Origin of the sequence: Ruania halotolerans, from assembly GCF_021049285.1 — a bacterium.
Classification (GTDB): Bacteria; Actinomycetota; Actinomycetes; order Actinomycetales; family Beutenbergiaceae; genus Ruania; species Ruania halotolerans.
On sequence record NZ_CP088017.1, the window covers coordinates 3,033,957 to 3,057,991 of the forward strand.

Sequence of the window (24,035 nt, forward strand, 5' to 3'; positions counted from 1 at the left end):
TCCCGGAGCGCAGACGCACACGAAGGAGACACCTCATGGAAAGCACGCCCCTGCACACGGGCTGGCAACTGCGCTCGGCCGGGCCGGCAGTCCCCGCGCAGATCCGCGAAGCGGTCGTTCCGGCCACCGTTCCGGGCTCGGTGCACACGGACCTGCTGGACGCCGGACTGATCCCGGATCCGTACCTGGGTGAGAACGAGAGCGCCCTGACCTGGATGCACCGGGCAGATTGGGTGTACGAGACGTCATTCGCCGCCGAGCCGCTCGACGTGGGTGATCGCGCCGCCCTGGTGTTCGAGGGGCTGGACACCGTCGCCACCATCACCCTGAACGGTACCGTGATCGGGCAGACCGAGAACATGCACCGCAGGTACCGATTCGATGTGACCGGGCTGCTCGCCGAGGAGAACTCGCTGACGGTGTCCTTCACCGCGGCGCTGACCCGCGCGGAGGAGATCGCCCGCGAGGTCGGCGCCCGGCCGCACTCCTACGACCACCCGTTCAACGCGATCCGGAAGATGGCGTGCAGCTTTGGCTGGGACTGGGGCCCGGACCTGCAGACGGCCGGGATCTGGAAACCCGTACACCTGGAGCGGTGGCACGCGGCACGACTCGACCAGGTGCGCCCCCTGGTGACCGTGGGCGGGGACGGCCACGGACGGGTGGAGGTGCTCGTCGATGTCACCACCGCCGAGCCGCGAAGCACCCACTGGGTGCGTGCGGCGCTCACCAGTCCCGACGGCGCAGCACCGGTTGCCCAAGGTGAGGTCACCGTGGCCGACGGACGGGCCGCCGTCGTGCTTGACGTTCCGGACGCCCAGCTGTGGTGGCCGCACGGGTACGGTGCACAGCCGCGCTACTGCCTTGAGGTTTCCTTGATTGACGGCGAGACCACGCGGGATTCCTGGGAGCGGATGGTCGCGTTCCGGGAGGTCGTCGTGCGCGCCGAGCCCGACGAGGCCGGAACGTCGTTCGTGATCGAGATCAACGGCACCCCCGTCTTCGTCAAGGGGGCGAACTGGATCCCTGATGACCACCTGCTCACCCGCATCACTGCCGAGCAGTACGCCCGCCGGGTGGACCAGAGCGTCGCCGCGAACATCAACCTGTTGCGCGTCTGGGGCGGAGGCATCTACGAGCAGGACGAGTTCTATGACGCCTGCGACGAGCGCGGCGTGCTGGTGTGGCAGGACTTCCTCCTGGCCTGCGCAGCCTACGCCGAAGAAGAACCGCTGCGCGGCGAGTTCGAAGCTGAGGCCCGCGACAATGTGCTGCGACTGATGAGCCACCCATCCCTGGTGCTCTGGTGCGGTGGGAACGAGAACCTCTGGTTCTCGGTCGACCACGAGTGGGATGCACAGCTAGCGGGTGGCACCTGGGGATACGGCTACTACCACGACGTCTTCGCCCGCGTCGTCTCCGAGATCGACCCCACCCGCGCGTACATCGAGGGCAGCCCGGCCTCACCCGGTTTCGCGCCCTGGGAGAAGCATCCCAACGACCCCGATCACGGCCTCAAGCACGAGTGGCAGGTCTGGAACCGGGTCGACTACTCCCACTACCGGGACGAGGCTCCCCGCTTTGTCTCCGAGTTCGGTTTCCAGGGACCGCCCACGTGGGCCACTCTCACCCGGGCTCTGGAGCCGGAGGATCTGCACAAGGAGTCCCCGGCCTTCCTGTTGCACCAGAAGGCCCCGGACGGGAACGGCAAGCTCGACCGCGGCATGCGTCCGCACCTGGGCGTCCCGGGGGACTTCACCGACTGGCATTGGGCCGCCCAGCTCAACCAGGCGCACGCCGTGCGGTTCGCGGTCGAGCACTACCGCTCACACTGGCCTCGCACGGCTGGTGCGATCGTGTGGCAGATCAACGACTGCTGGCCGGTGACCTCCTGGGCCGCGATCGACGGCGATGAACGGCCCAAACCCCTCTGGTACGCGATGCGCCAGGCGTATGCCCCGCGCCTGCTGACGGTTCAGCCCCGGGAGAAGGGTCTCGTGGTCGCGATCGCCAACGACACCGACGCCCCGTGGGACGGTGTGCTGCATCTGGCCCGGGAACGTCTCGACGGCAGTGTGTGCACCGCGGACGAGACGTCGGTGCATGCCGCGCCACGATCGGTGACGCTGGTGGACGTTCCGGACGAGCTCGCGATACCGGGCGACCCGGCACGGGAGGTTCTGTTCGCCACCCTGGGCGAGAACCGCGCCGTGCATCTGTTCGCCGAGAACAAGGACGTGGCGCTCGCCCCGGACGCGCTCACCGCGAGCGTCGAGCAGGTCCGTGGCGGGTACGGCGTGCACGTGCACGCGGCCTCGCTCGCGCTGGACGTCACGGTACTGGCCGACCGTCTCGCGCCCGACGCCCGCGCCGACCGCGCCCTCGACACGCTCCGCGCCGGGGAGACGATCACCATCCGCGTCCGCACCGAACATGAGGTAGAGCCCGATCTGCTCACCGCCTCACCAATCCTGCGCAGTTCCAACGACCTGCACGGCGCGGTCGTTCGATGACCGGCGCCCTTGACCTCAAGTGCACTTGATGAAGTGAACTATCGGCCATGACGAAATCGACCTCTCCTCCGGACGCTTCCGCTGCCGACGTCGCCGCACTCGTTGCCCGCGTCGCTGACCTTGAACGTGCACAGCTCGCCGAGGATGTCGACGCCTTCGTCGCGTTGTTCGACGCCAATGCCGTTTGGGTGAGTGCCGGTGGTGTGCGCCTGATCGGCCGGCCCGCGATCGCCGAGTTCACTGCGAAGGTTCTCCCGGGGGCGTTCGTCAACGGGTCGGTGCGGTTCGAGGTCGAACACATCAGGTTCATCACCCCGGACGTGGCGATGACCGGCGTGAATCAGGAGTACCTGACGATCGACGGCCAGCCGCTATTGCCCCGCCAGGAGGGGCGGCCCAGCTACCTCTGGTTGCGCCAGGGTGGCCAGTGGCTGATCGCGAGCGGGCAGAACACGGCCGTGCCGGCACCCTGAGCCGATCGTCGCGAAACAATGGGTCCGGGAGTTGGTGGGCTCACTGAACTCCTGCAGCTCGGAGGTCAGCTCATCGGTGCTGACGGTGCCTTTGGCTCACCAGAAACCCGTGCGCCTAGTCTGCGACTCTCGGCGCCGCGAGCTGTCCGCCGCAGATGCCGGACGCGCTCATCGGACCTACCGTGGAAGAACCGCAGTCCCTCAACCGAGAGGAGTACCGATGACCACGCTCACCAACGCCAAGGTCGCATTCCTGGCCACCGACGGGTACGAGGACAGCGAGCTGACCTCGCCGTGGGAAGCCGTCACCAGTGAAGGCGCCCAGGCAGTGCTCGTCTCCCCCTCATCCGGCTCCATCGCCGGCAAGAATGGGCATGAGCAGCAGGTCGATCTGAGTGCCGCCGACGCAGACGCTGGCGAGTTCGCCGCGCTCGTCCTACCAGGCGGTGTCGTGAACGCCGATCACCTGCGTATGGACGAGGCTGCTGTGGCCTTCACCCGCGCGTTCTTCGCCCAGCACAAGCCCGTCGCGGTGATCTGCCACGGAGCATGGATCCTCACCGACGCCGAGGTTCTCGACGGCCGCACGCTCACCTCCTACCCGAGCCTGCGTACCGACCTGAAGAACGCCGGCGCCACCTGGGTGGACGAGGAGGTGGTGGTCGATCAGGGGATGGTCTCCAGCCGCACACCGGATGATCTCCCGGCATTCAATGCCAAGCTCATCGAAGAGATCCGCGAAGGCGCCCACTCGGGCCAGACCACCTGAGCATTGCGCTGGCCGGTCGGTCGATTCCGCCCATACCTCGCTCGTACGGGGATATGGTCGAGGTCACCGACCCGGAGCACGTGATGATGGACCGGCCCCATCAGGTCCACGACCAGCAGCAGACAGTGCGCACCTATGCGAGCGCCGGGCACTTCAAGGGGGAGATCGTCGAGGTGCGCGGCGCGCCGGGGGCGGTGGACGTGATCGGCCAGCAGGGGACGATGACCACTCGCGCTAGCGAGGTGGAGGTCGTGCACCACAGCGGCCCCACAGGCTCGCGGCTGCGAGTCTTCGAGATGCCGGATGACCCGGAGTCGCCCACCTACGGCCCCGTCCGGCACGACTTCTCCGGCATTCCTCGATGGGCGCGCACTCTGCGGACGGTATGGATCGTGGTGCTCGTGCTCGCGATCCTCGCCCTGAACGGGATCTACCTGGGCGAGATCGGCGCGAATGTGCCCCTTCCCTGGGCGGTGGCCATGGTGGCAGCCATCGGGATCGCCGGTATCCCACTGCTGTTGAGCATCCGGGCCACTCGCCGAGGACTGGTTCACGCGGAGCCGATCGAGCGCACGATCGGCGTGTTCGAGGCGTCTGGACTGCCCATGGAGGACGAGGCGACCGCCGCGGTCTACCGGGGTGGTGCCCGGACCGGCGCGGGGCGCATGCCCGTCGTCGACTACACCCTGAGCCGTCTCACTCGTGCCGGATTCGTCGGCAGCCACGTGCTGACGGGATTCATCGGCTACACCCTTGCTTTCGTGCCGCTGGGTGCGATCACGTTCGGTATCGCCCAGTTCGTCCCGGACGAGTCGTGGCGTACGGTCGCCGCGGTCGTCGTCGTGATCGGACAGCCGCTCTGCGCCGTGCTCGCCTGGCACCTGTTGCTCCTGGTGGTGGCAAGGACGCGGTACCACTCGCCGCTCAAGGAACGCGCCGCCGCCTACTACCGGCGACCTCGGCGATCGACGGCAACCTGGTTCTGCGTCTACCTGCTCATCACCGTCTGCATCGTGTGGCTGGTCTGGTAGTTCCTCCAGCGCCGTTGAATCCTGTCCTGTCTACCTCAGGCATGACGCGCACGATGTCGCCGCACAGCGGCCCGGTTCGCACAGCGCACTGAGCAGTACCGCTGCCGCCCGTTGCGGGTGATGTCCACCACGACGGCGGAGCAGGAGTCTCCTGGTGCCTCGCCGGCCGCGCACCGGGAGAGGCGGTGCATCCCGCGGGTGGTCAGGTGCAGTGCGGTGCCCACGCTGATCACGGCGGCGAGCACGTGCGGCAGGGAGTGGCCGTAGTCGCGATAGTGCAGATGCCAGCCCTCATCGTCATGGTCGCTGAGCCGAGGATAGGCAGTCACGGCCGCCATCTGCGCGTTCAACACTTCCGCACGCGTCCGTTCGTCCGGAGCGTCCACCACGGTGAGCCAGTCATCGATCACCGAGCGGGTCTGCGTATGGTCCGGTGGAGCATCTGGGAACGGCTGCGTCATCCCGAACTCGCGGGTGCGTGCCTCGATCCCGGCCCGGTCGGCCGGCCAGTCATTCGCTAGCGAGGCGGCCAGCAGCACCGCATACTCGCCGTAAGGGTTGAGATGCATAACGGCATTACATCATGGTTGCTCCATGACCACCGATCAGATGCACGATTCCCTCCTCGCCAGCCCGGCGCCGTCAGGCACTCCAGCACCACCGGACGCAACGCACGAGCACGGATGGACGATCGAATCCGCCCACCGCACCTCGATCGGACGCGTCCTCTACGTGCGCTGCGCCACCTGTGGCGCGCGCCGAGTGGACCTGCAGGGCCAGGGCGAGGGGCCGCCGTCGGCGATCACGCGCATCACATCACAGCGAACTGAGCGACGGTAGCGCGACCCGCGCCCACTGCACAGACCGGGGCGGAGCGCCGTTGACCGACACCCCGCTCCGGGAGCATGCGGTCAGTGCTCGTCGTAGTGGTCCCCGTGTTCGGCGTGCTTGTGCCCGTCGTGCACGTAGTCGACGTGGTCCTCGTGTGAGACCGCCTCATGCCCGCAGTTCTCCCCGTGGGCGTGATCGGCGGTGGTGTGTTCAGCCTGTGCGTGCGTGGTGCTCATCGTGATCATTCCTCTCGATTGTCTTCATCGGCCCGTCGGTAGCGAGGGGCTCTCGGACGTGTGCGAGCGCATCGGCGACAACGTGCGAGACGTGCCTGTCGCTGACGCGGTACTTCACCTCTTTGCCTGCGCGGTCTGCGGTGACAAGACTGCTCTGCCGCAGCGTTCGTAGGTGCTGTGAGACCAGCGGCTGCGACATTCCGGTGGCCGTCACGAGCGCCCCCACAGTGTTCGGTTCTTCACCGAGGAGGCACAGCAACCGCAGTCTCGACTCGTTGCCGAGCACCTTGAACAACTGCGCCGCTTCTGCCACACCGGATGTCTCGTACACAGACCGATCCGACCACACATATATACATATTGCAATACGTACATGTGTCGGGACTGGTTCTCACATCTGCGGATGCCCGGCCTCATCCAGGTGATCGCGGATTCATCGCCCAGAACCGGTTCGAACTCGAAAGTGCATGCCGTTGTCGTCGGCAGTCGGTCAGGGTCCTCGGACGACGGAACCAGGGTCGCCTCAGGGACGTAACCCATTCTTTCCGGACGGCATCCGGAATACGTTCGAAACGTCCAGACGTAGACGTCGTCGCACATCCCCGAGGATGCGGAGCACCACAGTGAAGAACGGAGAGCGGCTCTATCTTCGGTACGGATATAACGACCTCATCAAGAACAAGGGCGTCAATGCGGCACTCCTCGTCATCCTGATCCTGAGTGCCTTCCTCATGGCGACAGGATCGATGGTGATCGAGCGGCTGGCCGGCTCGATCAGCCAACTGTCCGAGCAGGGAAAGCCGCCGGACTTCCTCCAGATGCACAAAGGGGACTACGACCGGGCTGCGCTGGAACGGTTCGCGGCGGAGCACGAGTCGGAGATCGACGCATGGCAGATCGAGGAGATGCTCGGTTTCGACAGCGCGACCCTCGCCTGGGAACGGCCGAGCACAGGTGAGAGCGGGGATCTGGCCGCCAGCCGGATCGACAACCTGTTCGTCACGCAGAACGAGGAGTTCGACTTCCTGGTCGATGAGACCGGGGGCATCGTCGAGCCGGTGGCCGGCGAGGTGTACGTCCCGGTCCTCTACCAGCAGCAGTACGGCCTGACGGCCGGGGATGTCCTGACGATCCGGACCGATTCCGGTCCGCACGAGCTCGAGGTGCAGGGGTCGGTGAAGGACGCGCAGATGGCGGCATCGCTCTCGCCGTCGTCGCGGTTCCTCATCCACCCCGAGGACTTCGAGGCGCTGGAGCGTGCCGGTGGCGCCACGCCGGAGATCATTGTGGAGTATCTGCTGGCGGCAGGCGGTGACGCGAACGCGATGCAGACCGCGTACGAGGGGAACGGAGAACTTCCGACCAACGGCCAGCCGGTCACCGGCCAGCAGCTTCGGATCATCAGTGTGATCAGCGACGGTCTGGTCGCGCTCGCGCTCGTGTTCGTCAGCCTGATCCTCATCGCGATCGCCCTGCTCAACCTGCGCTTCGTCATCTCTGGAACCTTGGAGGACGAGGTTCGCGAGATCGGCGCGATGAAGGCGATCGGGATCCCAGACCGCGCGATCTCCGGGCTCTACCTGACGAAGTACAGCGTCCTGACGCTGTTCGCCTGCGTCGTCGGCGGTCTGCTCGCCGTCGTCGCGGCGAGCGCGCTGACACAGGGCATCCAGACGAACTATGCGCAGGCCCCGGTGGGTGCCTGGACATTCTTGGTGCCGCTGATCGCACTCGCGACCGTTTTCGTGATCGTCGTCGGCATCTGCCGCGGCGTGCTCGGCCGGGTGAGGAAGATCGAGGTCGTCAGCGCCCTGGTGCACGGCAGCACGCTGGGTGAGAAGCAGACTGCTCGACGTGCCAGGCGGCAGACGCGGTGGGTGCGGCGGACCGGCCTGGCGTCGGCGGCGGGCGGGAACGTCAACCGGCGGCTCGCCCTCCTCGACCTGCGGGCCGAGGGTCGCGCGTGGGTGCTGCTGCCGGTCGTGTACGGTCTGATCGCGGTGCTGATCACGTTCCCGGCGAACCTGGTCAGCACGTTCGAGAGCCCTCGGTTCGTCACCTACCTGGGCGTAGCGGAGCGTGATCTGCGAGCGGACGTGCAGTTCCAGGAGGACGTTGACGGCGTCACGGACCGGCTGGTCGCCGCGATGGCGGAGGATGTTCGCCTCACGGACGTGCGGACCTACGCCCACGTCGACTACAGCATCGACGGCGAGGACGGGCGGGCGAGACTGCGCGTCGAGATCGGGGACCGATCCGACGACGACGAGCTCCGGTTCAGCGAGGGCAGGCCGCCGGGCGACGGTGAAATTGCGCTGTCGGTCCTCAACGCGGACAAGTATCAGGTGGGTGTCGGGGACGACCTGACAATCCACCACGACGACGGCAGTGCGCTCACCGTGCAGGTCAGCGGAATTTATCAGGACCTCACCAGCGGCGGGCTCTCCGCGAAAATGTCGGGTGAGGTCGCCACTGGAGCCTCGGCCTACTCCGTCTACGCGGACATGGCCGACGACGAGGCGGACGTCGCGGCGGTGGCCGACGAGTACGACGAGCAGTTCCCGACGGCGGGTGTGAAGCCGACGCAAGAGTATGCGAAGGAGACCCTGGGGGTGCTGATCGACTCGCTGCGCGGCGCGGCCTGGATCGCGCTGATCTTCGGGATCGGGGTGGCGGTACTGATCACGAGCCTGTTCCTCAAGGTCCGGCTCGCGCGCGACCGGTCGACGATGGGCGTGCTGTCCGCGATCGGGTTCTCCGCGAAGGAGCTCGTGGAGCAGGTGCGGACCAAGGCACTGCTGGTGGTGGCCATCGGGACGGTGGCGGGCCTCGTGTTCGTGGCCACTGCGGGGCAGGCGATCGCGAGCGGCGGACTGGCCGCTCTCGGGATCGGGATCACGGATCTGTCGTTCATCCCGAATCCGTGGTTGGTGTACGGGCTGTACCCGCTGCTGCTGCTCGGGGCGGGATCTCTGGGCGTCGCCCCGCTCACGGCGGGAATCCGGCGTGCCGACAAGAGCCAGTGGCTCCGAGAATGAGAGGACAAGTCATGGATCACACGACGCTGACCCTGGAGTCACGCGAACTGAGCAAGACCTACTACTCCACCGACCCGCCGACCGAGGTGCTGCGCGGTATCGATCTGAAGGTCCGTGCCGGCGAGTTCCTCGTGATCATGGGGGCCTCGGGTTCCGGCAAGTCAACCCTGCTGTACAGCATCAGCGGCATGGACCGGCCCACCAGCGGGAATGTCGCACTGGAGGGGCGGGAACTGACATCGTTGAGCGATGCGGAGATGAGCAATGTCCGCCTGACGCGGATGGGCTTCGTGTTCCAGCAGCCGCGCTTCCTGAGCAACCTGGACCTGCGGGACAACATCCTGCTGCCCGCGCTCAAGGGTGCGGCCAAGGGAACGGACAGGGCCGCCGCGGTCGCGCGAGTCGACGCTCTGATGGAGCGGTTCGGTATCGCGCATGTCAAGGATCACGGCATCACGCAGGCGTCCGGTGGCCAGCTGCAGCGCGCCTCGATCTGCCGTGCGTTGGCGGGTGAGCCGTCGGTACTGTTCGCGGACGAGCCGACCGGTGCGCTGAACAGCAGCATGTCGGACGAGGTCATGGATGCGCTCACGGATGTGCACCGGGACGGGACCACGATCGTGATGGTGACCCATGACCCCGGCGTCGCCGCCCGCGGCGACCGCGTCATCTATCTGCGCGACGGCGCCCTCGTGGACGCCAGCGAGATGGGTCCGTGGCAGCAGGCCACGGCGCAGCAGCGCGAGGACGACCTGCTGGGCTGGCTCAGGAACCTGGGCTTCTGACCCAACCGAGGACCTGCGGTCATTCAGCCACCGCCCGCCCAGTCACACTGATCACCCCGGATGGCCCGAGCAGCCCGAGCACCGGCACGGGGACACTCACGTGCACCTGCACGAGCTCCACGCCGTCAGAACTGCCCAACTCCGCCGTCACCTGCTCCGCATACACGCTCGGCAGCGTCGCATCGATCAACGCGGCCGTCCGCTCCTGCCCGGCAGCGACCGAGCTACCGTGCAGTGCCGCGAATCGTGCACCTTCAGCGGCGGCATCGATCAGCACCGTGCGCACGTGCAGCGTCAGCGCGAGCTGCACCACACCGAGCATCAGGCGGTCACGAGCACTGAGACGAGCAAGAGGTCGACCAGTGCCGATCCGCGCTCATTCTCCTGCTCGCGTTCAGTCATGCCCCGAGGACGCGCTCCATGGCCGTGCGGAACACGTCCTCGAGCAGGTGACTACCAAGCGCCCAGATCGCCACCACCAGCCCAGCCGTCATCAAGGTGACTGCGACGTCGGTTCACCCAACCTAGCGCCGCAACTCGCCCACATGGACCGCCAGCGTGCGCACGGCGTTCTCGACGTTTTTCAGTTCGACATCCTTGCCGTGGGCGGTTGGCCCGTTCGTTGGCACAGGAGCCACCGCTCCTATGCTGTCGACGTCTAGGTGGAACGTGGCCTCGTAGGGCGTGCCAGTCTCGCTCTCGTACCGTACTCGCACATCCGCCTGGGCGGGTGCGCCAGCTTCCAACTTCGGGTTATATGGCTCAGGTCCCCTCCGCCACATCACGCGTTCGCTTTTCCCCGGGGCGAGCCAACGCTCTGTCGCCAGGTAACGCTTCAGTGGTTCGACGATGTGGTCTTCATCGTTCTGCGGCTCAAGTTCTTGAGTGTGCAGAGTTACCCGGTGGGCTGCCGTACGTCCGTAGTTGTGGATCCTTAGATCCCAAGCTCCAGCTCCATGGAGCCCAGGCGCGGCCTCGACGCCGACATATGGGCGGCCCTCGCGGACGACTTGTTCCCGCAGGAGCTGCAATTGTTCTCGAGTCTTGCCCAGCGTGCTCACGGCCCCGTAGACGAGACCGATCGTTGCCAGTGCGGTCACGCTAGCGGCGATAGCGGCCACCCATGCCAGAGCAGAATCCATGGGTACCCCTTCGACGACTTTGTCCCAACCGTTCATCGGTCCTCACCCTCCCAGACGGGCACCACCCTGACAGTAGCCTCCGGACGACCCGGCGTCACCACCACCCGGCCGATCAACTGCCGTAGCGCACCCCGCCGCAGCTCCACACTGAGGACGTCCCAGTCGGCTAGCAAATCCCGGGCGAGCTCCGGTGCCGGCGCACGGCGAGAGGCCACCGCGGCAGCTTGCTGCCTGGCTTCCAACCCCGCCACCCTTTCCTGCAGTTCGTCACGAATCTGGGTGTACATGGACTCAGGGATAGTGCCCGCCACGTGCCCCCTGGTGGCCCGGAGCAGCTGAGCGTGCACCTGTTCCGTCTCTTTCGACAGCCGTGCCGCGAGGGACTCCTGACGCCGCACAGACCGTTGCTGCAACACTGCGGCATCCCCTGCGTCCTCCACCTCCTTCACGAGGTCGCGCAGCCAGTCCAGCACGCGCCCTCGACGATGCGCATCGACGCATACCCACCAGAGTGGCGGCCTTGCTCGTGTGCTTGTTTGCACCGCCACTTCGGCGCCCGGGCCCACCCGAACTGTCCACCGTTCATCGTCGACCCGCACTGGCAGCGGACCATGCCTGAGAGGAGGTATTGGGACCGTTCAGAGGTGCGCACCACCCGTCGTTCTCGGCGAGCCACCTGATAGGCCTCCCACTCCCCCGCACTGATCACCGGTTCATGCGCACCCGGGAGCTGCTCGCCACGAACCATGATGAGCCCGGCACCGAACCCCGAGTCCAACATGCGGCGCAACGACCTATCCGACCACGGTCCCGCCCCTGCCGCCGAGTACCCCGGCAGGGTTCGGTACCCGGCACCGTTGAGCCACCGCACCAACGAGTACACCGACTCCCCACCGATATACCGCCGATAGAGCGACGCCAACACGGGCCCAGTGTCCGGGTCCGGTTTGTGCAGTTTCTCCACGGGGTCGTAGGCGTACCCCCACCGGGGTTTCCCATTCGCAGGCCGCCCCTGCCCCACCCTGCGGGCGTGCGCTTCCTTCCACGTGTCCCCAATGCGCTCGGATTCGAACGCGGCGAGCTCGGCCATCACACCGCGGGCGAACCTGCCACTGCTGGTGGCGACGTCGATCGGCTCTGTCGCTGATTCGATGCGCCCGCCGGCCTGGTCGACGAGGTCGACAGCAACCGCCCAGTCCTTTCGTGAGCGGCTGAGCCAGGACCACTTCCACAAGATCACGACGTCGGCGTCGCCGTTCTCGATCATGCTCATCACCCGCTGCACCGCGGGACGCTTCCACGTCCGCCCAGTTACACCCGGGTCGGCTTCGACGGCGACCACCTGGTACCCGTGACGCTGCGCATGGTCCCGCCCCGAGGCCTCCTGGACTTCGAGGCTGATCGACTCTTCGCTGTGGGTGGATTGGCGCAGGTACAGGACAGCGCGGGGTGCCCGTTCGGGGACGGGTTCCAGGCGACGCGGCCGGGCGGGCATCATCGCCCCCGGGTTGCTCTGCGGAGCCGGTTCACTGTGATGGGGGCGTACGCGGCCGCGGCGGGGGTGTCGAGGAGGACGTTGAGTCGCTGGTAGTAGCGGGTGGCGGACATGTCGAGGCGTTCCCGGATCGCTGTTTCCTTGGCGCCGACGTACTTCCAGAACCCTTGCTCGAGGTCGAGGATCGACCGGTCACGCTGCCCGAGCTCGGCCGTGTGAGCGGGGATGTTGGCGGTGTTCACGGGTGGGTTCTCCTGGAGGTTGGATGCTGAGTTGTGAGCGTAGGTTCGACCACCCACATCGGGTCTCTGAGGCGGGTGTTTCCCGGTGTGTCCGGGTGTGTCCCGTCCCGCTCCCCCTACGGGGAGCGGGACACACTCAGAGGGTCAGGAAACGGTCAGTGTGTCCGCCTCGGGTGGGGACACACTCAGGCGCCGCCCTCGGTCTCCTCATAGACGGCAACGAGGAGCGCGGTCTCCTGCGGGGTGAGGTGGTCTATGCGATCCTGCAGGATGTCAACGGTGACCCAGAGGACGTCGGCTGCTTCGTGCCAGTCCTCGGTCCAGCGGAGAGCGTCGATCAGCTCGTCGATGGTGATGAGCCGGCGGGCGGTCTCCACCCGTACCCCCGCCTCCACTCTCGGGTCACACCCGGAGGTATGGGTGCGTTCGAGGTGGATGAGCTCGTGGGCGGCGGCGACGCGGCGTTGCACCTGCAGGAGGCGGGTGTCGATCCAGATGCGGGATCGGCCGTCAGTGGCGGCGATACGCCCGCGTGGTTGGTCGACCCAGTGGACGTCAACGTCGTGTGCGAGGTTTCTGATCGCTCGCCAGGGTGGAACATGCTGCTGGACGATACGACCGACCAACGACACTTACGTCAAGCAGGTGAGACGGACCGGAAATCACGCCAGACAGTGTGGATGTCGTCAAACGGTTCCGACTTGCCGGAACTGAGCGTGTGCACGCGCTTCTCTGCTCGCGCGACTTCCGCATCGATGTCCAACCAGCCATCCATCTCTAGGAATCGATCGAGACCGTTAACGAAGCCAGATTCACTGTGATCGTCACCAGGGAGCTCGACCCACCGGACGAGATCGGTGCCATCCTTCGTCTGAGCAAGAAACGCTGTGCGGGTGTGCAGGTGCGATCGCACAGGCTCGAGAAATCCCTCGTTGAATCGGTCACGGTTCGCGACCGCGAGGGCTTCCGAATGCGTGAGGTTCACGAAGAGGGCTGGAGGGTGTTGATCCTCTAGGTCGCTAAAAACCCACACCGCCCGAACGCCGCCTGGCTTCAAGTAGAAGAGCTCCAGGGTGTCGCCTGCTCGTGAACGGCGCGACAGTCACCGGGAATCAGACGATCCTGAACACACGCTTCCTGTTGTTGAGCGACACCCTTCCGCTAGCGGCCGGCGACATCGTCGAGGTCGCCGCCTACAACTACGGGTCACCGATTGCGCTGTCACCATTCACGAGCGAACCGCACCTGACTGTTGCGCTCGTTTCGGCCCTGTGATGCCCACCTCACCCGCACCCCACCGCGACATGGGCCAGCTCGCCATCGCGCAGCTGGGAGGTGATCGCGATGCCTGATTTGGATCGACGACCTCGCCTCCGGGCCCGTTCTCCTCGTGCTCGCCGTCCTGATCTTCATCGCCTGGGGGATCGTGAAGATGTACCGACCCGCGACCATCGTCGTCCGCTTCCTCGACCGCCTCATCGGCGCACCCGGACGACCCGGGCTCCTGGACCGCATGGCCGCGCTCGAGGTGCAGGTGCAACGCATCCACACCGAGGTAACCCCCAACCACGGCGGGTCCATGAACGACGCAGTCCGCCGACTGGAGCGGCGACAGCAAGAGGACGTCGACCGTCTGACTGAGCACCTCAAGGTCGCTGAGCGTGACCAGCGGCGTATCGATGAGGTCGCTGAATCCGTCGAGGAGATCCGGAAGATCGTCGAAGACTAACGCGCACACCACCATTACCCCACCCCACCCAGAGCCCCGCCACCGTGCGGGGCTTTCTCATGCCCAGGAGGCAGACCCATGAGTAAGCGATTCGAGATCGACGGCGTTGAGGTTGACCTCGACGACGGCGTAGACCCGGCAGACCTGGACCAGGGCTCCGACTCCCGCGACGACAGCGTCATCGACTGGGACCAGGTCGAGGCCGACGCCGCTGACGCATCCGGCGAGGTGGACGACTGATGGCCGCCAAGCACGCGATCGCCTCCCGAGCCTCGTGGGGTGCCCGCTACGACAACGGCGTCGGCAATCGGCCCGTCGGTTCGCTCGAGAAGTACCTGCACCACACTGTGACCAAGCAGCTCCCGCGGGGCGCCTCAGTGACGCAGGAGCGGGCGCAGATGCGTGCGGTGGAGTCGATCGGTGAGCAGCGGTTCGGTGCCGGGATCTCCTACAACATCGGGATCTTCCCGTCCGGTCGCATCTACGAGGGCGCGTCCGTGCATCGGATCTCGTACCACTCTGGTGCCGGTCGCAACACTCGCGGCGTGGGCATCGTGCTCATCGGAAATACCGACACCAACAAGATCACCCCCGAGCAGATCGCATCGCTGGTGTGGCTCCTGCAGGAGGGTGTGCGTCGTGGCTGGTGGGGCGACCCTGCCATCACCGAAGCCCATCGCGACTTCAAGCAGACCGCGTGCCCGGGCCGGTACGCCTACGCCGAGATCGACGAGATCAACGCCCTCGGCCGTGGCGTGGTGATCGAGCCGGCGCCGGATAAGCCGGAGCTGCCGCCGTCGAAGCCGAAGCCGATGCCGTCGACGAAGCGCCGCGGCCCCTCCGGGCAGGGCGAGGAAGATACCCGGGCGATCCAGGAGGCGCTCAACGCGCTCGGGTACGACGCCGGTCTCGAGGACGGCGACTACGGTCCACGCACCACCGCCGCGGTGAAGGCGTACCAAGCCGACCAGAACAAGCACGGCCAGGCTGGCCTGGTCGTCGACGGCGACTGGGGCCCCAAGACGCAGGCGTGGTTCGAGTGGGTCCGCAAGCTGCAGACCGAGCTCAACAAGTGGCGCGACATCGACGTGCGGGTAGACGGCGACTACGGCCGCCTCACCGCGGCCGCGGTCACGACCCTGCAGGGAAACAACGGGCTGCACCCCGACGGGGTCGCGGGTCCGATCACGCTCGCCTACATGCGCGAGCACGACTCCCACGTCCCCGATCGCCCCTGATGCCCTACACCCCGCGCCACGCGCGCACACAGGAAGGAACACTGTTCATGTCCAGCATCGTCCCCGCCAAGGCCGCCTGGCCGCCAAGCGCGCGTTCGTGCGCACCACCGCCCAGTCCTACGCGGCCGTGATCCCCGCTGGCGGTATCAGCGCCGGCGCGATCGTCACCCTCGTCCAGGACCCCGATCCGATCCTGATCGGTGCCACCGCGGTAGCCGCGCTGCTCTCGCCCCCACTGGCCGGTCTCGCGGCGTATCTGTCGATCACGTCGAAGGGTATCCCGGAGGAATACCAGGACACCGACACGGCCTGACCCGCTTAAGCCCGCGGAACGACTCGCCCCCGCTCACCGTCATGGTGGGCGGGGGCGACTTTCGTGTGTGCCCGAAGCGAGGCGCACTCCCGTCTGTATGCGGGTCGACTAGTCTGCGGGCCGAGCATTCACAGATGTGATGTACGAGACACCCTCGTGGTTCTCGACGATCTTGAAGGCGGGAGTGGACGCAAGCGTCTGTGCGCACGCATGATGGACGGTGAGAACTTTCTCCTGAAGCTCTTCGTCTGATTCAAGCATCTCAACTTCAAGGCCGAGAGAAGTCGCTTTCGCAGCGCTGATGTGACGGTCGTGAGAGAGCGTGAGGGCATGGTCCCCAAGCTCAGTGATCACACGCTCAGCATCCCTTTCCGGATCGGGCCGATCGGAGAACATTCCCGTCATGAGCCATGTTTTTACGATGTTATCCGCCCAGGCGATCGCCTTCTGGCACTCGCCAACTAGCGTGGGTGGATACTTCGCAATGATAGGTTGCCAGATAGCCACGGCTGAGGCGTCGGCGGCAATTTCGCTCCTGGCCTTATTGAACTCTTCCACGATGCCGTGGGCCGCCGTGCCATTTATCTGTGGGTCAATCGGGCCTAGGCTCGAGTGCTTACCCATTATGATCGTCTTGGCAGCCAACGCGATCATTGTTCCAGCAGACATCGCGAGCTGCGGAACGATCACGCGAATATCCCCGTTGAACATTACACGAAGGTAGTCCACGAGCGACTCGGTGGCTGCGACATTCCCGCCAGGAGTGTGCAACACAAGGTCGAGCCCATTACTGCGGTCCAACTTATGGATCGTAGCCATGAAGGCATTCTTGTCACCATCATTGACCTCGGCACCTGTGAGGCCCTGCCGGAGCAGCGCCTCTTTCTCTAGCCATCCAGAGTAGTAGATGATAACGTTACGGCCGGTATAGCGCGCCAACTCTTCGACGTAGAATCGGCGCTTTATATCAAAGGCCGAGCCAGCGTTGTGGATTTCTGCTTGGACCTTATCCCAGCTAGGCATCCGAACTAAAAGGGCTGCGAGGTCGTGGAAACCACAACGTCGAACGTCACCTTGGAGTCAACTGGCTCGAACATACTGAACTGTGTTCGAGACTTCACAGACCCAAGGCCGATCTGCTCGTAAAACTCTTGGATCTGCTCCGTGTCGTTCTCGGCAGCGAGAGACATGTCAGTCATTTCGAGTACTCCGTGGCGTCTGTGGTGGTGGGGCGTCTGTGTGACGGGTTGGCGCGAGAGTAGCAGCCGGCAGATCTGGACGCACGCGGCTCGCCGACACTTCCAGAGGGCGTCACCGCCTCGCGCGACACTCACCGCCATCGCCGTCGATGGCCTGCGATCCCCGTGCGGGTGCGGATTGTGTGGGGGACCGACGGTGAGGAGACCATCGAGACCGTAGCCGTCGCCTGGCACCGGGACAGTGTGCTCGTGCAGATCCTTGACGACCGCCGGCGGACGATCGGGGCGTGGGTTAGCGCCGGCGACGTGGAGCGTAGGCGTACTTCCTGACCCCGGCCGCCCGAGCGACCCGGCTGACCGTCGACTTCGAGACCCCGAGGCGGGCGGCTATCTCGTCGTACTTCTCACCCGCGTGCACCGCGGCGAGGATCTGTTCGTTGCGGGGACCGTTGCGGATCTCGAACGTCGCCGAGTGGGCGAGCACCCAGCACGCGTGACTCCCGCACAGCACACGGTCATCGGCCGCCCCGGGCAGTAGGCACCATGCGGCACCGCACACCCTGCAGGAGCGCTCCCGCACCCGCACGGGCCCCACGATCGGGTGCCCTTTCCGGTACCTCGAGTGGTGTGTGTTGCACAAGCCTCGTTGCTTCGCCGGGCGATCGCACCCCACCACAGCGCACGTACGACCCATCAGCACATCATGGCGCGAAACGCGGGTGAGCGCAGGCACCACTCATCAATGTCACGAGTACCCACCCAGGCACGTCGCCTCGTTCAGGGTCCTCCCGTAAGCGAGCCTTGAGTGAGCTCCACCAGTTCCTCATCCTGTCTGCTTCTGATTTCGACATTGCTAGATCGAGAGCACCGACAGCCCCGGGAACACCGCGAAGACCACTGAGATGGGCAGCAAAACGAACACCACCGTCCCACTCCCCTGTGGGAGAAGGCGCACATGGAAAACGCTCAGTCGGACACGGAGACACGGCTCAGGGCGCTAGAGCGCAAGGTGTGGACCGCATCCGCCGTAGTGGGCGCTGGTTGGGCGGTCGCGGTCGTCGTGGTCGGGTTGGTGTCGAAGTTCTTCTAGAACACGCCCAAATTTCGACACGCCCAACTCTTGACTCGTCCCACTTCTACACAGAGGAAGGCAGCCGTCTGCTCGGAGAGGGAACCGAGCACCACGAGATCGTTGAGACGCCGTGCTCGCACCAAGTGCTTGCGGATGTTCACAGCCCAGTGCCGGCGAGTCACGTCGGGAATCACCACGTGCAGTCGCTCCCCACCGGCAGAGACGCATCCACGAACGGGTTGCTCAGGTCGAGGCGACGCCCAGAGGTGCGCAGCATACGTTCGACGAGGTCGTGCACCTGCCCTTCGGCGAGCAGCGTCTTGGTGAGTTCAGCTCGGCCATGGTGGGCAACGAAATCCTTACCCGGGTCGGTGGTTGAACTACTTCTCCTCGAATCCAAGTGACGTCCACGCGTGCTCAACTCATGCCGAGTGCGCCGGATCAGTTCAACGCCCCACGGGTGGACTGTCCCGATGTTCGTGGTTGAGTTTCACCGGCGGATCGTCGAGACGCCGGACCCGGATCATGGAGAAGACTCAGCCCTCCGCTCAGTCGCAATGTCAGCGGTGTCCGCGAGAATGGCACCATGAGCAGCCTGAGGTCCCGACGTCTCGATTCCGTCTTCGGCGCTGAGCTCGACGCCGTGACCGCCGAGCACATCCAGTCACTCGTGACGAACGGCGTGGCCGAAACGTTCGACCTGGACTTCAAGGAGGAGCTGTACGGACGCTCCGATTCTGCGAAGCGCGACCTGGTCGGCGACGTGGCGGCGCTCGCCAACACCGCAGGCGGAGTGATCGTCATCGGCGTGGCCGAGGACGAGCAGGCCCGGGCGACCGCGGCTCCCGGCGTGGAGCTCAGCGACGCTGAGAAGGGCCGGATGCTCCAGATCATCGCCTCGGGGATGTCGCCGCTTCCCGCCGTCGACGTCATCGCCGTGCCCGCGACCGAGCCGTCAGACGACGAGGACTCGGGATCCGATCGGGAAGACTCCGCCAACGCGCCGCCCGTGACGGGCTACTACCTAGTCGCCGTGGCCCGCTCACTGGCCGGGCCCCATGCGGTGATCGTCAACGACGGATTCCGGTTCCCGAAGCGCAACGGCTCCACGACCCGCTACCTGTCCGAGCCGGAGGTCGCAGCCGAGTACCGCGAGCGGTTCGCCCGGACCGCGTCCCAAGGCGATCGGATCAAGCAGGTCGAGCAGGATCTGCGCGGCCGTCTGGACACGACGGACATGCCCTGGTTGATCGTTTCCCTCGTCCCCGACCTCCCCGGGGACCTGGAGCTGACCCATGCCCTGCGCGAGGAGTTCAACCGGGAGGTGCTCCGGAAGGACGTGAGGATCTGCGTCCGCATCGGGATCTCGTTCATGCGCGCCCACGTAGGGCGACGCCGACTCGTCGCCGACGGATCCAACTCCGGCGAGGCGAAGTCGCGATGGGCCGCGGCGGAGTTCCACTGCGACGGGGCAGGCACGTTCGGGCAATACGTCCCTGACCTGCAGGCACACAGACGGCCGTCTGACGACAAGACGCGCAAAAGGCAGCTCGTGAGCGACGAGGGGCTCGTGCTCGCCGTGATGTCAGGGCTACACCACCTCGCCGCCCATGCACGGGACCGTGCAGCCACCGCAGGGGGCGCGCTTGTCAGGGCGACACTCGTCCCGAGCGACGGCTGCACCCTCGAGATCGGCCACAGCAGGCAGCATTTCAGGGATTCACGCAGCAGCGAGCGCACGACGGGGCCCGTCACGGCTGAGACGATGGCTGACATTGACGACCTCGCCGATCCGGGACCCGAGCTCATCGCCACAACTGCGCGGCTGTCGGACGAGTTGGCGCAGTCGTTCGGCGTCGCCGAGCTGGGGCAGGTCACCCGGCAGGGCGAGTTCCGCCTCCGCTACTGGGGGTCAGGCCAGCAACGCGAGGTACGCGCGTGGGCAGAGGCGCACGGCATCGAGGCAACGAACGACACGCTGGGCTAGTAGTTCTCAACCCCAGAGACGAGATAGCGAGGCGACCGAGTGAGCAAGGATCAGCAGGTCTCGTACGAGGAGCTCCGCGTAGGGTCGCTGGACCTCGCGTCGACATGGGATGAGGTCGCCTACCGCTGCGGCGATGCGACGTCGCCGACTAGCCGGTGCGCTTTGGAAGCCGGGGCACTTCCGGCCACCATCGAAAACAGGCAGGCAATGACTCGCGCGATCGCTCATGACGCGGCGATGTACGTGACGGCAGCGACGCAGCAAATGCGCGCGCTCGCCCATCTGCTCGGCCCCGAGATCATCCTGACGGGCTGGCCGGTGACGCGGGCCGTGGCGGAGCACTGCGGTCGCGCGGCTTGGCTGCTGGGCACGGACGCAGAGCCGATGGGGCGGGTCGCGCGGTACTACATGGAGTGGATCGCCAGCATCTCGTTCGCGAGAAGCGATGCGAAGTCCATGGGAAAGACCGCCGAGGCAAGAGAGCTGAGCGACGAACGCGATGCCGTACTCGTCAAGTTTCGGGAAGTCATCTCAGACGCAGAGTTGTTCGTGGGAAAGGCTCCGACCGGGGACTGGACGGTGGGCGGCGAGTCCTACGCGGCCCTGGCCAAGGCCGTGAGCAACTTCGGACGCGACGCGCTGAACGGGAAGGGCCTCTACGACGGTCTCTCGTCCTTCTCGCACCCGTCGCTGTACCGGCTCCGGCAGCAGACGCGAACCACGGAGCTCGACGACAGAACGCACCATGGCTTCACTGCGCAGCCCGAGAACGTCCAGTGGCAGTTCGCCGTAGCCAGCGGCAGCGTCTACCGCGCTGCGCACCACGTCGTCGCCTACTTAGGGCTCGACGAGACGCCTCTCGAGGTTTGGGCAGATCGCCAGCCGGCGCTGCTTGGGTGGAGTCAGGCGGGCGGCTAGCGCCCATTTGCCATCCCTGACCGTCGCGCGGTCAACGCCTCCCGCGGTTGCCACACGGGCAGGCACTCGCGTCACGCGTGTCCGTCGTGCAGCCCGCTGACTGCGGATCTCATCAAGAGCCTCGAGCAAAGCGGCGACATCATCATCGGCTCCGAGAGCCGAGCACGACGCGTACAGAAGAAGAAGTCCGACACACCTGAGGACAACGACAGCTCGATCGTGGCGACGATCAACGGCCTGTTCAAGCCCGTGTTTGTCGAACTTCGGAAGCTTCCCGGTCTCAGCTCGAAGATCGCAGCGGCGTCCTCAGCCGACGGACCGAAGAAGGCCCCGGCCACGGGTGCGGGGAGAGCCGGAGTTCCGGCGATGGTGAGGCAGCCCGCCCTGGCGGGGCCGGCCCCTCTGCCGATGGCAGATGTGCAACGACGCTGGTTCAAACAACTCGACAACACCGCGGCCCAGCAGGTGAAGTCCGCGAAGAGCAACCCGACCGGCAACCTGCGCCTCAGCAGGGAGTCCGCCGCCATCGACCACACGGTTTACTTCCGCGATGACTTCTTCGGCGGACTTCCTTGGACGCCGAGCGAGGGCAAGGACTCGGAGCAGGAGGTCGTCATCGGCTTCCGCACCTGGATCGACGGGAACGACTTCGAGGTTCAGGAACTCAGGGTGAGCCACGATCCCGCGAGGATTTCTGGGCAAGGGAACGTCTCGACAATCCTGCACTGGGGCGTCCTCGCCCCAGAGCTGAGGGCAACGAATTACATGAGCCTCTACATCAGCCTCGAACGCACCACCAACGGTGAGTACAACCCCGTGATCTCCCAAGCCCCTCGTGGCGACTACATGGTCTAGTGCGCGACGGATCCACTCGGGCAGTTACTTCCGGTGCTTCCAGAGGCCGATGATAACGGAAGCGAGCACGGTTGCGATGACGCCGAGAATGATCTCGACCACGACACAACCTTCCCTTTGAGCTGATAACTCAGTTGAACTGGAACGTCCGATACGACGACCGCACGTTGAAGCGTCGACCGTCTTTCCGGCGCTGCAGAAAGCCGGCGACGGTGTCGACGTCGTCGGCGCGCATGCCTAACTCGCGGCACTTCGCGCGCACCTGCTCGACAGTGACGGGAGCCCAGCGATCAGGACGGTTCATCATGTCCGCCTTGAGCTTGTCCTCCTCGTTCCACTTCAACCCCGTGGAGTAACCGGCAGCCATCCCGGCGACGTACTCGAGGATGTCGTCGATGCCGTTCGGCATCGGCTCCAGCGCTACACGCGCCCGAGTCGCCGGTTCGAGCGTCTGTCCGGGCAGAAGTTGGATCGGGTTCACGTCCTCGATCCACTCTGCGGTCTCCTCGATGCCCCACTCGATGACCGCGATCGCATCCGCTTCGACGCTCCACACGTCGTTCAGATGCTTCCGATCCGGCCAGGCGTAGAGCACCCGCTGACCATCGAAGTACCCGCCGGAGAACCTTCGCCAGGCATGGTGCCGCACCTCGGGCCGGGCGATCAGTAGGGTGATTATCTCGCTCGGCACCGCGCGTCGCGGCGTCACGACGACTACAGGGCCTCCGGGCTGGGCGAGAAGCCACTTCACAGCGCGGGCGTTCTGCGCTTCTCGCGAGTCGTCTTCACCGAGTCGCGATACTGCGACGGAAACTTCAGACATGTCCTGCCTCCTCGAATCGTGGATACGCCAGCACGCTAGCGATGAGGTCCGACATTCCGTCCGCGTCTTCGTCACAGCGAGGGACAGGGGCCTAGAGGTTCGCCGCCGAGAGCGCGGAGGGCTGCTCTCTCATCCAGCAGTTGAGTCAGCGAACCGGACGGCTTCTCGACGCGACTCGTTGTCGATCGCCATGTCGAGGAGAAGAATTAAACCTACGAGGCACCGACCCCCGCACAGATTGCGGTTGGTCAAGACGCCATTTGTCCTGAGAAACGAGCAGATTCGCCACTGCTGTCGAAGACAAGTTCGCCCGTATGGGGGCAAAATCTGCAAAAGCGTGTCTTCAGTCAGGGGACGCCCGCGCCCTCAGCCGAACGCGCCAGACATCGCGAGGGTGGTCACCGCCTCGACGGCACCGCCGATCGCGGCCACAACCGACGGTGCGCCGACGTGCTCGGCGAGGGCTCGCATCTTGCCAGCCTTCTTTACCACCTCGCCGGTGTCGCCGCCCTGCTCGACCAGGTCGCGCAACTCGTCCACGACAGCCACAAGCTTCTCGCGATTGCTGTCGGCATCACCAAGCTCAGAGGCTGCGTCTCGGACCGCGTCGAGCAACTGGATGGCGTCGGCGACGGTCAGCCCCTTCGACGTTGCCTTCGCCTCGGTCCCGATTGCGACGGGTCCGCTGGGCGCCTGCACCGTGGTGTTGTATTGGGTGCCGATGTGGTGGCTCACGGCTGCATCGACCTGGGTTTTGTCCGGCAATTCGGTGAGTGGCGTGTCTGCGGTGAGCTCGGCCACGAGGTCAACCAGGTGAGTTCGAATCTGGCCCAGGATGCCCGTGAGCGTGGAGCCGGACAGCGCGTAGCGTATGGCCACGATCTGTTGGTACATGTCGAGCTTCGCGTTCCAGATGGCCTGCGCATAGGCAAGGCCACTCGTCGTGAACGTGAGTGTGCTCGAACCTGCCAGGTCCTCCAGCTCGTCTATGGGCTGACGAAACGGGAGCCGCTCGGGCACGTACTCCCGCGCTTCCAGTGGGAGCTGCAGACGGTCGAATGGCTGATCAGTTACCCATTTCGCGCCGCTCATCGAGTCGACCTTGATTGGTGGCGACTGGAGAAGCCGGTATTCCGGGACATCGACATCGGCGCCGTAGCCTTGAAGCTCGTAGCGCGCCCAGGCTTGTAGCGCGTCCGAACCGGTCTCGGCGCCAAGCATGAGGCACTTCCGCAGCAGTCCGGCGAGCGACTCGGACTCGTCAATGACCCGAGCGCGGAGGGACTGTAAAAGGGTGTCCGTCATGGTCGGAGCGTAGGGTATGCCACCGACACTGGTGCGCAATA

At 65.7% G+C, this 24,035-nt stretch carries 27 protein-coding genes and 1 pseudogene; 14 read left to right on the plus strand and 14 right to left on the minus strand.

The annotated features are described in order from the left end of the window. Positions 1-35: 35 nt before the first annotated feature. The 4 genes from LQF10_RS13575 (at position 36) to LQF10_RS13590 (ending at position 4,786) form a co-directional block, all read left to right on the plus strand. Complete coding sequence (locus LQF10_RS13575) at positions 36-2,513, plus strand: glycoside hydrolase family 2 protein (protein WP_231064367.1); 2,478 nt, start codon at positions 36-38, stop codon at positions 2,511-2,513. Positions 2,514-2,560: 47 nt separating this feature from the next. After that, positions 2,561-2,986 (plus strand): SgcJ/EcaC family oxidoreductase, encoded by a 426-nt coding sequence (locus LQF10_RS13580; protein WP_231064368.1) that lies wholly within the window; start codon positions 2,561-2,563, stop codon positions 2,984-2,986. Between the two features lie 220 nt (positions 2,987-3,206). After that, positions 3,207-3,755, plus strand: a complete 549-nt coding sequence (locus LQF10_RS13585; RefSeq protein ID WP_231064369.1) for a type 1 glutamine amidotransferase domain-containing protein — start codon at positions 3,207-3,209, stop codon at positions 3,753-3,755. 53 nt (positions 3,756-3,808) lie between these two features. After that, entirely contained in the window at positions 3,809-4,786 is a 978-nt protein-coding gene (locus LQF10_RS13590) for a hypothetical protein (RefSeq protein ID WP_231064370.1), read from the plus strand. A 35-nt stretch (positions 4,787-4,821) separates the two neighbouring features. Here the strand turns inward: LQF10_RS13590 and LQF10_RS13595 are convergent, their stop codons facing one another. The 3 genes from LQF10_RS13595 to LQF10_RS13605 form a co-directional block, all read right to left on the minus strand. Continuing rightward, positions 4,822-5,355 carry a CGNR zinc finger domain-containing protein gene (locus LQF10_RS13595; RefSeq protein ID WP_231064371.1) on the minus strand — a complete coding sequence of 178 codons (534 nt, stop codon included), beginning with the start codon at positions 5,353-5,355 and terminating at the stop codon, positions 4,822-4,824. A gap of 342 nt (positions 5,356-5,697) precedes the next feature. Further along, entirely contained in the window at positions 5,698-5,853 is a 156-nt protein-coding gene (locus LQF10_RS13600) for a zinc transporter permease (protein WP_231064372.1), read from the minus strand. Then, positions 5,828-6,184, minus strand: a complete 357-nt coding sequence (locus tag LQF10_RS13605) for an ArsR/SmtB family transcription factor (RefSeq protein WP_231064373.1) — start codon at positions 6,182-6,184, stop codon at positions 5,828-5,830. The genes LQF10_RS13600 and LQF10_RS13605 overlap by 26 nt, the downstream gene beginning before the upstream one ends. A 142-nt stretch (positions 6,185-6,326) precedes the next feature. Between LQF10_RS13605 and LQF10_RS13610 the strand changes: the two genes are divergently transcribed. Both LQF10_RS13610 and LQF10_RS13615 read left to right on the plus strand, forming a co-directional pair. Continuing rightward, a complete protein-coding gene (locus LQF10_RS13610; protein ID WP_231064374.1) occupies positions 6,327-8,891 on the plus strand; it encodes an FtsX-like permease family protein in 2,565 nt (854 codons plus the stop codon). Between the two features lie 11 nt (positions 8,892-8,902). After that, the gene (locus LQF10_RS13615) at positions 8,903-9,676 is read left to right on the plus strand and encodes an ABC transporter ATP-binding protein (RefSeq protein WP_231064375.1); all 774 of its coding nucleotides are present in this window, start codon (positions 8,903-8,905) and stop codon (positions 9,674-9,676) included. Positions 9,677-9,695: 19 nt separating this feature from the next. Here the strand turns inward: LQF10_RS13615 and LQF10_RS13620 are convergent, their stop codons facing one another. The 6 genes from LQF10_RS13620 to LQF10_RS13645 form a co-directional block, all read right to left on the minus strand. Beyond that, a complete protein-coding gene (locus LQF10_RS13620; RefSeq protein WP_231064376.1) occupies positions 9,696-9,986 on the minus strand; it encodes a pilus assembly protein in 291 nt (96 codons plus the stop codon). A gap of 214 nt (positions 9,987-10,200) precedes the next feature. After that, positions 10,201-10,854, minus strand: coding sequence for a DUF8453 domain-containing protein (locus LQF10_RS13625; protein WP_231064377.1), 654 nt, complete (start codon positions 10,852-10,854; stop codon positions 10,201-10,203). After that, on the minus strand, positions 10,851-11,291 hold the full coding sequence (locus LQF10_RS13630) for a hypothetical protein (RefSeq protein WP_231064378.1): 441 nt from the start codon (positions 11,289-11,291) through the stop codon (positions 10,851-10,853). The genes LQF10_RS13625 and LQF10_RS13630 overlap by 4 nt, the downstream gene beginning before the upstream one ends. Beyond that, the gene (locus LQF10_RS13635) at positions 11,264-12,316 is read right to left on the minus strand and encodes a recombinase family protein (RefSeq protein WP_231064379.1); all 1,053 of its coding nucleotides are present in this window, start codon (positions 12,314-12,316) and stop codon (positions 11,264-11,266) included. The genes LQF10_RS13630 and LQF10_RS13635 overlap by 28 nt, the downstream gene beginning before the upstream one ends. After that, positions 12,313-12,555 carry a DUF3263 domain-containing protein gene (locus LQF10_RS13640; RefSeq protein WP_231064380.1) on the minus strand — a complete coding sequence of 81 codons (243 nt, stop codon included), beginning with the start codon at positions 12,553-12,555 and terminating at the stop codon, positions 12,313-12,315. Before LQF10_RS13640 ends, LQF10_RS13635 begins: the two co-directional genes overlap by 4 nt. A 185-nt stretch (positions 12,556-12,740) precedes the next feature. Further along, on the minus strand, positions 12,741-13,025 hold the full coding sequence (locus LQF10_RS13645) for a hypothetical protein (RefSeq protein ID WP_231064381.1): 285 nt from the start codon (positions 13,023-13,025) through the stop codon (positions 12,741-12,743). Positions 13,026-13,641: 616 nt separating this feature from the next. On the opposite strand from LQF10_RS13645, the gene LQF10_RS13650 reads away from it, so the two are divergent. The 5 genes from LQF10_RS13650 (at position 13,642) to LQF10_RS13670 (ending at position 15,835) form a co-directional block, all read left to right on the plus strand. Continuing rightward, a complete protein-coding gene (locus LQF10_RS13650) occupies positions 13,642-13,830 on the plus strand; it encodes a hypothetical protein (protein WP_231064382.1) in 189 nt (62 codons plus the stop codon). Positions 13,831-13,945: 115 nt separating this feature from the next. Then, on the plus strand, positions 13,946-14,284 hold the full coding sequence (locus tag LQF10_RS13655) for a hypothetical protein (RefSeq protein ID WP_231064383.1): 339 nt from the start codon (positions 13,946-13,948) through the stop codon (positions 14,282-14,284). Positions 14,285-14,362: 78 nt separating this feature from the next. Beyond that, positions 14,363-14,524 (plus strand): hypothetical protein, encoded by a 162-nt coding sequence (locus tag LQF10_RS13660; protein WP_231064384.1) that lies wholly within the window; start codon positions 14,363-14,365, stop codon positions 14,522-14,524. Continuing rightward, on the plus strand, positions 14,524-15,522 hold the full coding sequence (locus LQF10_RS13665; protein ID WP_231064385.1) for a peptidoglycan recognition protein family protein: 999 nt from the start codon (positions 14,524-14,526) through the stop codon (positions 15,520-15,522). The genes LQF10_RS13660 and LQF10_RS13665 overlap by 1 nt, the downstream gene beginning before the upstream one ends. Positions 15,523-15,619: 97 nt before the next feature. Continuing rightward, positions 15,620-15,835 (plus strand): hypothetical protein, encoded by a 216-nt coding sequence (locus LQF10_RS13670; RefSeq protein WP_231064386.1) that lies wholly within the window; start codon positions 15,620-15,622, stop codon positions 15,833-15,835. A gap of 108 nt (positions 15,836-15,943) precedes the next feature. Here LQF10_RS13670 and LQF10_RS13675 read toward each other — a convergent pair whose 3' ends face one another. The 3 genes and pseudogenes from LQF10_RS13675 to LQF10_RS13685 all read right to left on the minus strand — a co-directional run. Further along, positions 15,944-16,858 (minus strand): SDH family Clp fold serine proteinase, encoded by a 915-nt coding sequence (locus LQF10_RS13675; protein WP_231064387.1) that lies wholly within the window; start codon positions 16,856-16,858, stop codon positions 15,944-15,946. A 468-nt stretch (positions 16,859-17,326) separates the two neighbouring features. Continuing rightward, entirely contained in the window at positions 17,327-17,518 is a 192-nt protein-coding gene (locus tag LQF10_RS13680; RefSeq protein ID WP_231064388.1) for a helix-turn-helix domain-containing protein, read from the minus strand. Positions 17,519-18,177: 659 nt separating this feature from the next. Beyond that, positions 18,178-18,473, minus strand: a pseudogene (locus tag LQF10_RS13685) (CpaF family protein); the annotation flags it as partial. Positions 18,474-18,692: 219 nt separating this feature from the next. Between LQF10_RS13685 and LQF10_RS13690 the strand changes: the two are divergent. The 3 genes from LQF10_RS13690 (at position 18,693) to LQF10_RS13700 (ending at position 21,866) form a co-directional block, all read left to right on the plus strand. Then, a complete protein-coding gene (locus LQF10_RS13690) occupies positions 18,693-20,093 on the plus strand; it encodes an AlbA family DNA-binding domain-containing protein (RefSeq protein ID WP_231064389.1) in 1,401 nt (466 codons plus the stop codon). Between the two features lie 207 nt (positions 20,094-20,300). Further along, positions 20,301-21,011 carry a hypothetical protein gene (locus tag LQF10_RS13695; protein WP_231064390.1) on the plus strand — a complete coding sequence of 237 codons (711 nt, stop codon included), beginning with the start codon at positions 20,301-20,303 and terminating at the stop codon, positions 21,009-21,011. 408 nt (positions 21,012-21,419) lie between these two features. Then, positions 21,420-21,866 carry a hypothetical protein gene (locus LQF10_RS13700; protein WP_231064391.1) on the plus strand — a complete coding sequence of 149 codons (447 nt, stop codon included), beginning with the start codon at positions 21,420-21,422 and terminating at the stop codon, positions 21,864-21,866. Positions 21,867-21,996: 130 nt separating this feature from the next. Here the strand turns inward: LQF10_RS13700 and LQF10_RS13705 are convergent, their stop codons facing one another. Further along, on the minus strand, positions 21,997-22,617 hold the full coding sequence (locus LQF10_RS13705) for a hypothetical protein (protein ID WP_231064392.1): 621 nt from the start codon (positions 22,615-22,617) through the stop codon (positions 21,997-21,999). Positions 22,618-23,055: 438 nt separating this feature from the next. Next, positions 23,056-23,994, minus strand: a complete 939-nt coding sequence (locus LQF10_RS13710; protein ID WP_231064393.1) for an AbiTii domain-containing protein — start codon at positions 23,992-23,994, stop codon at positions 23,056-23,058. Between the last annotated feature and the right edge of the window lie 41 nt (positions 23,995-24,035).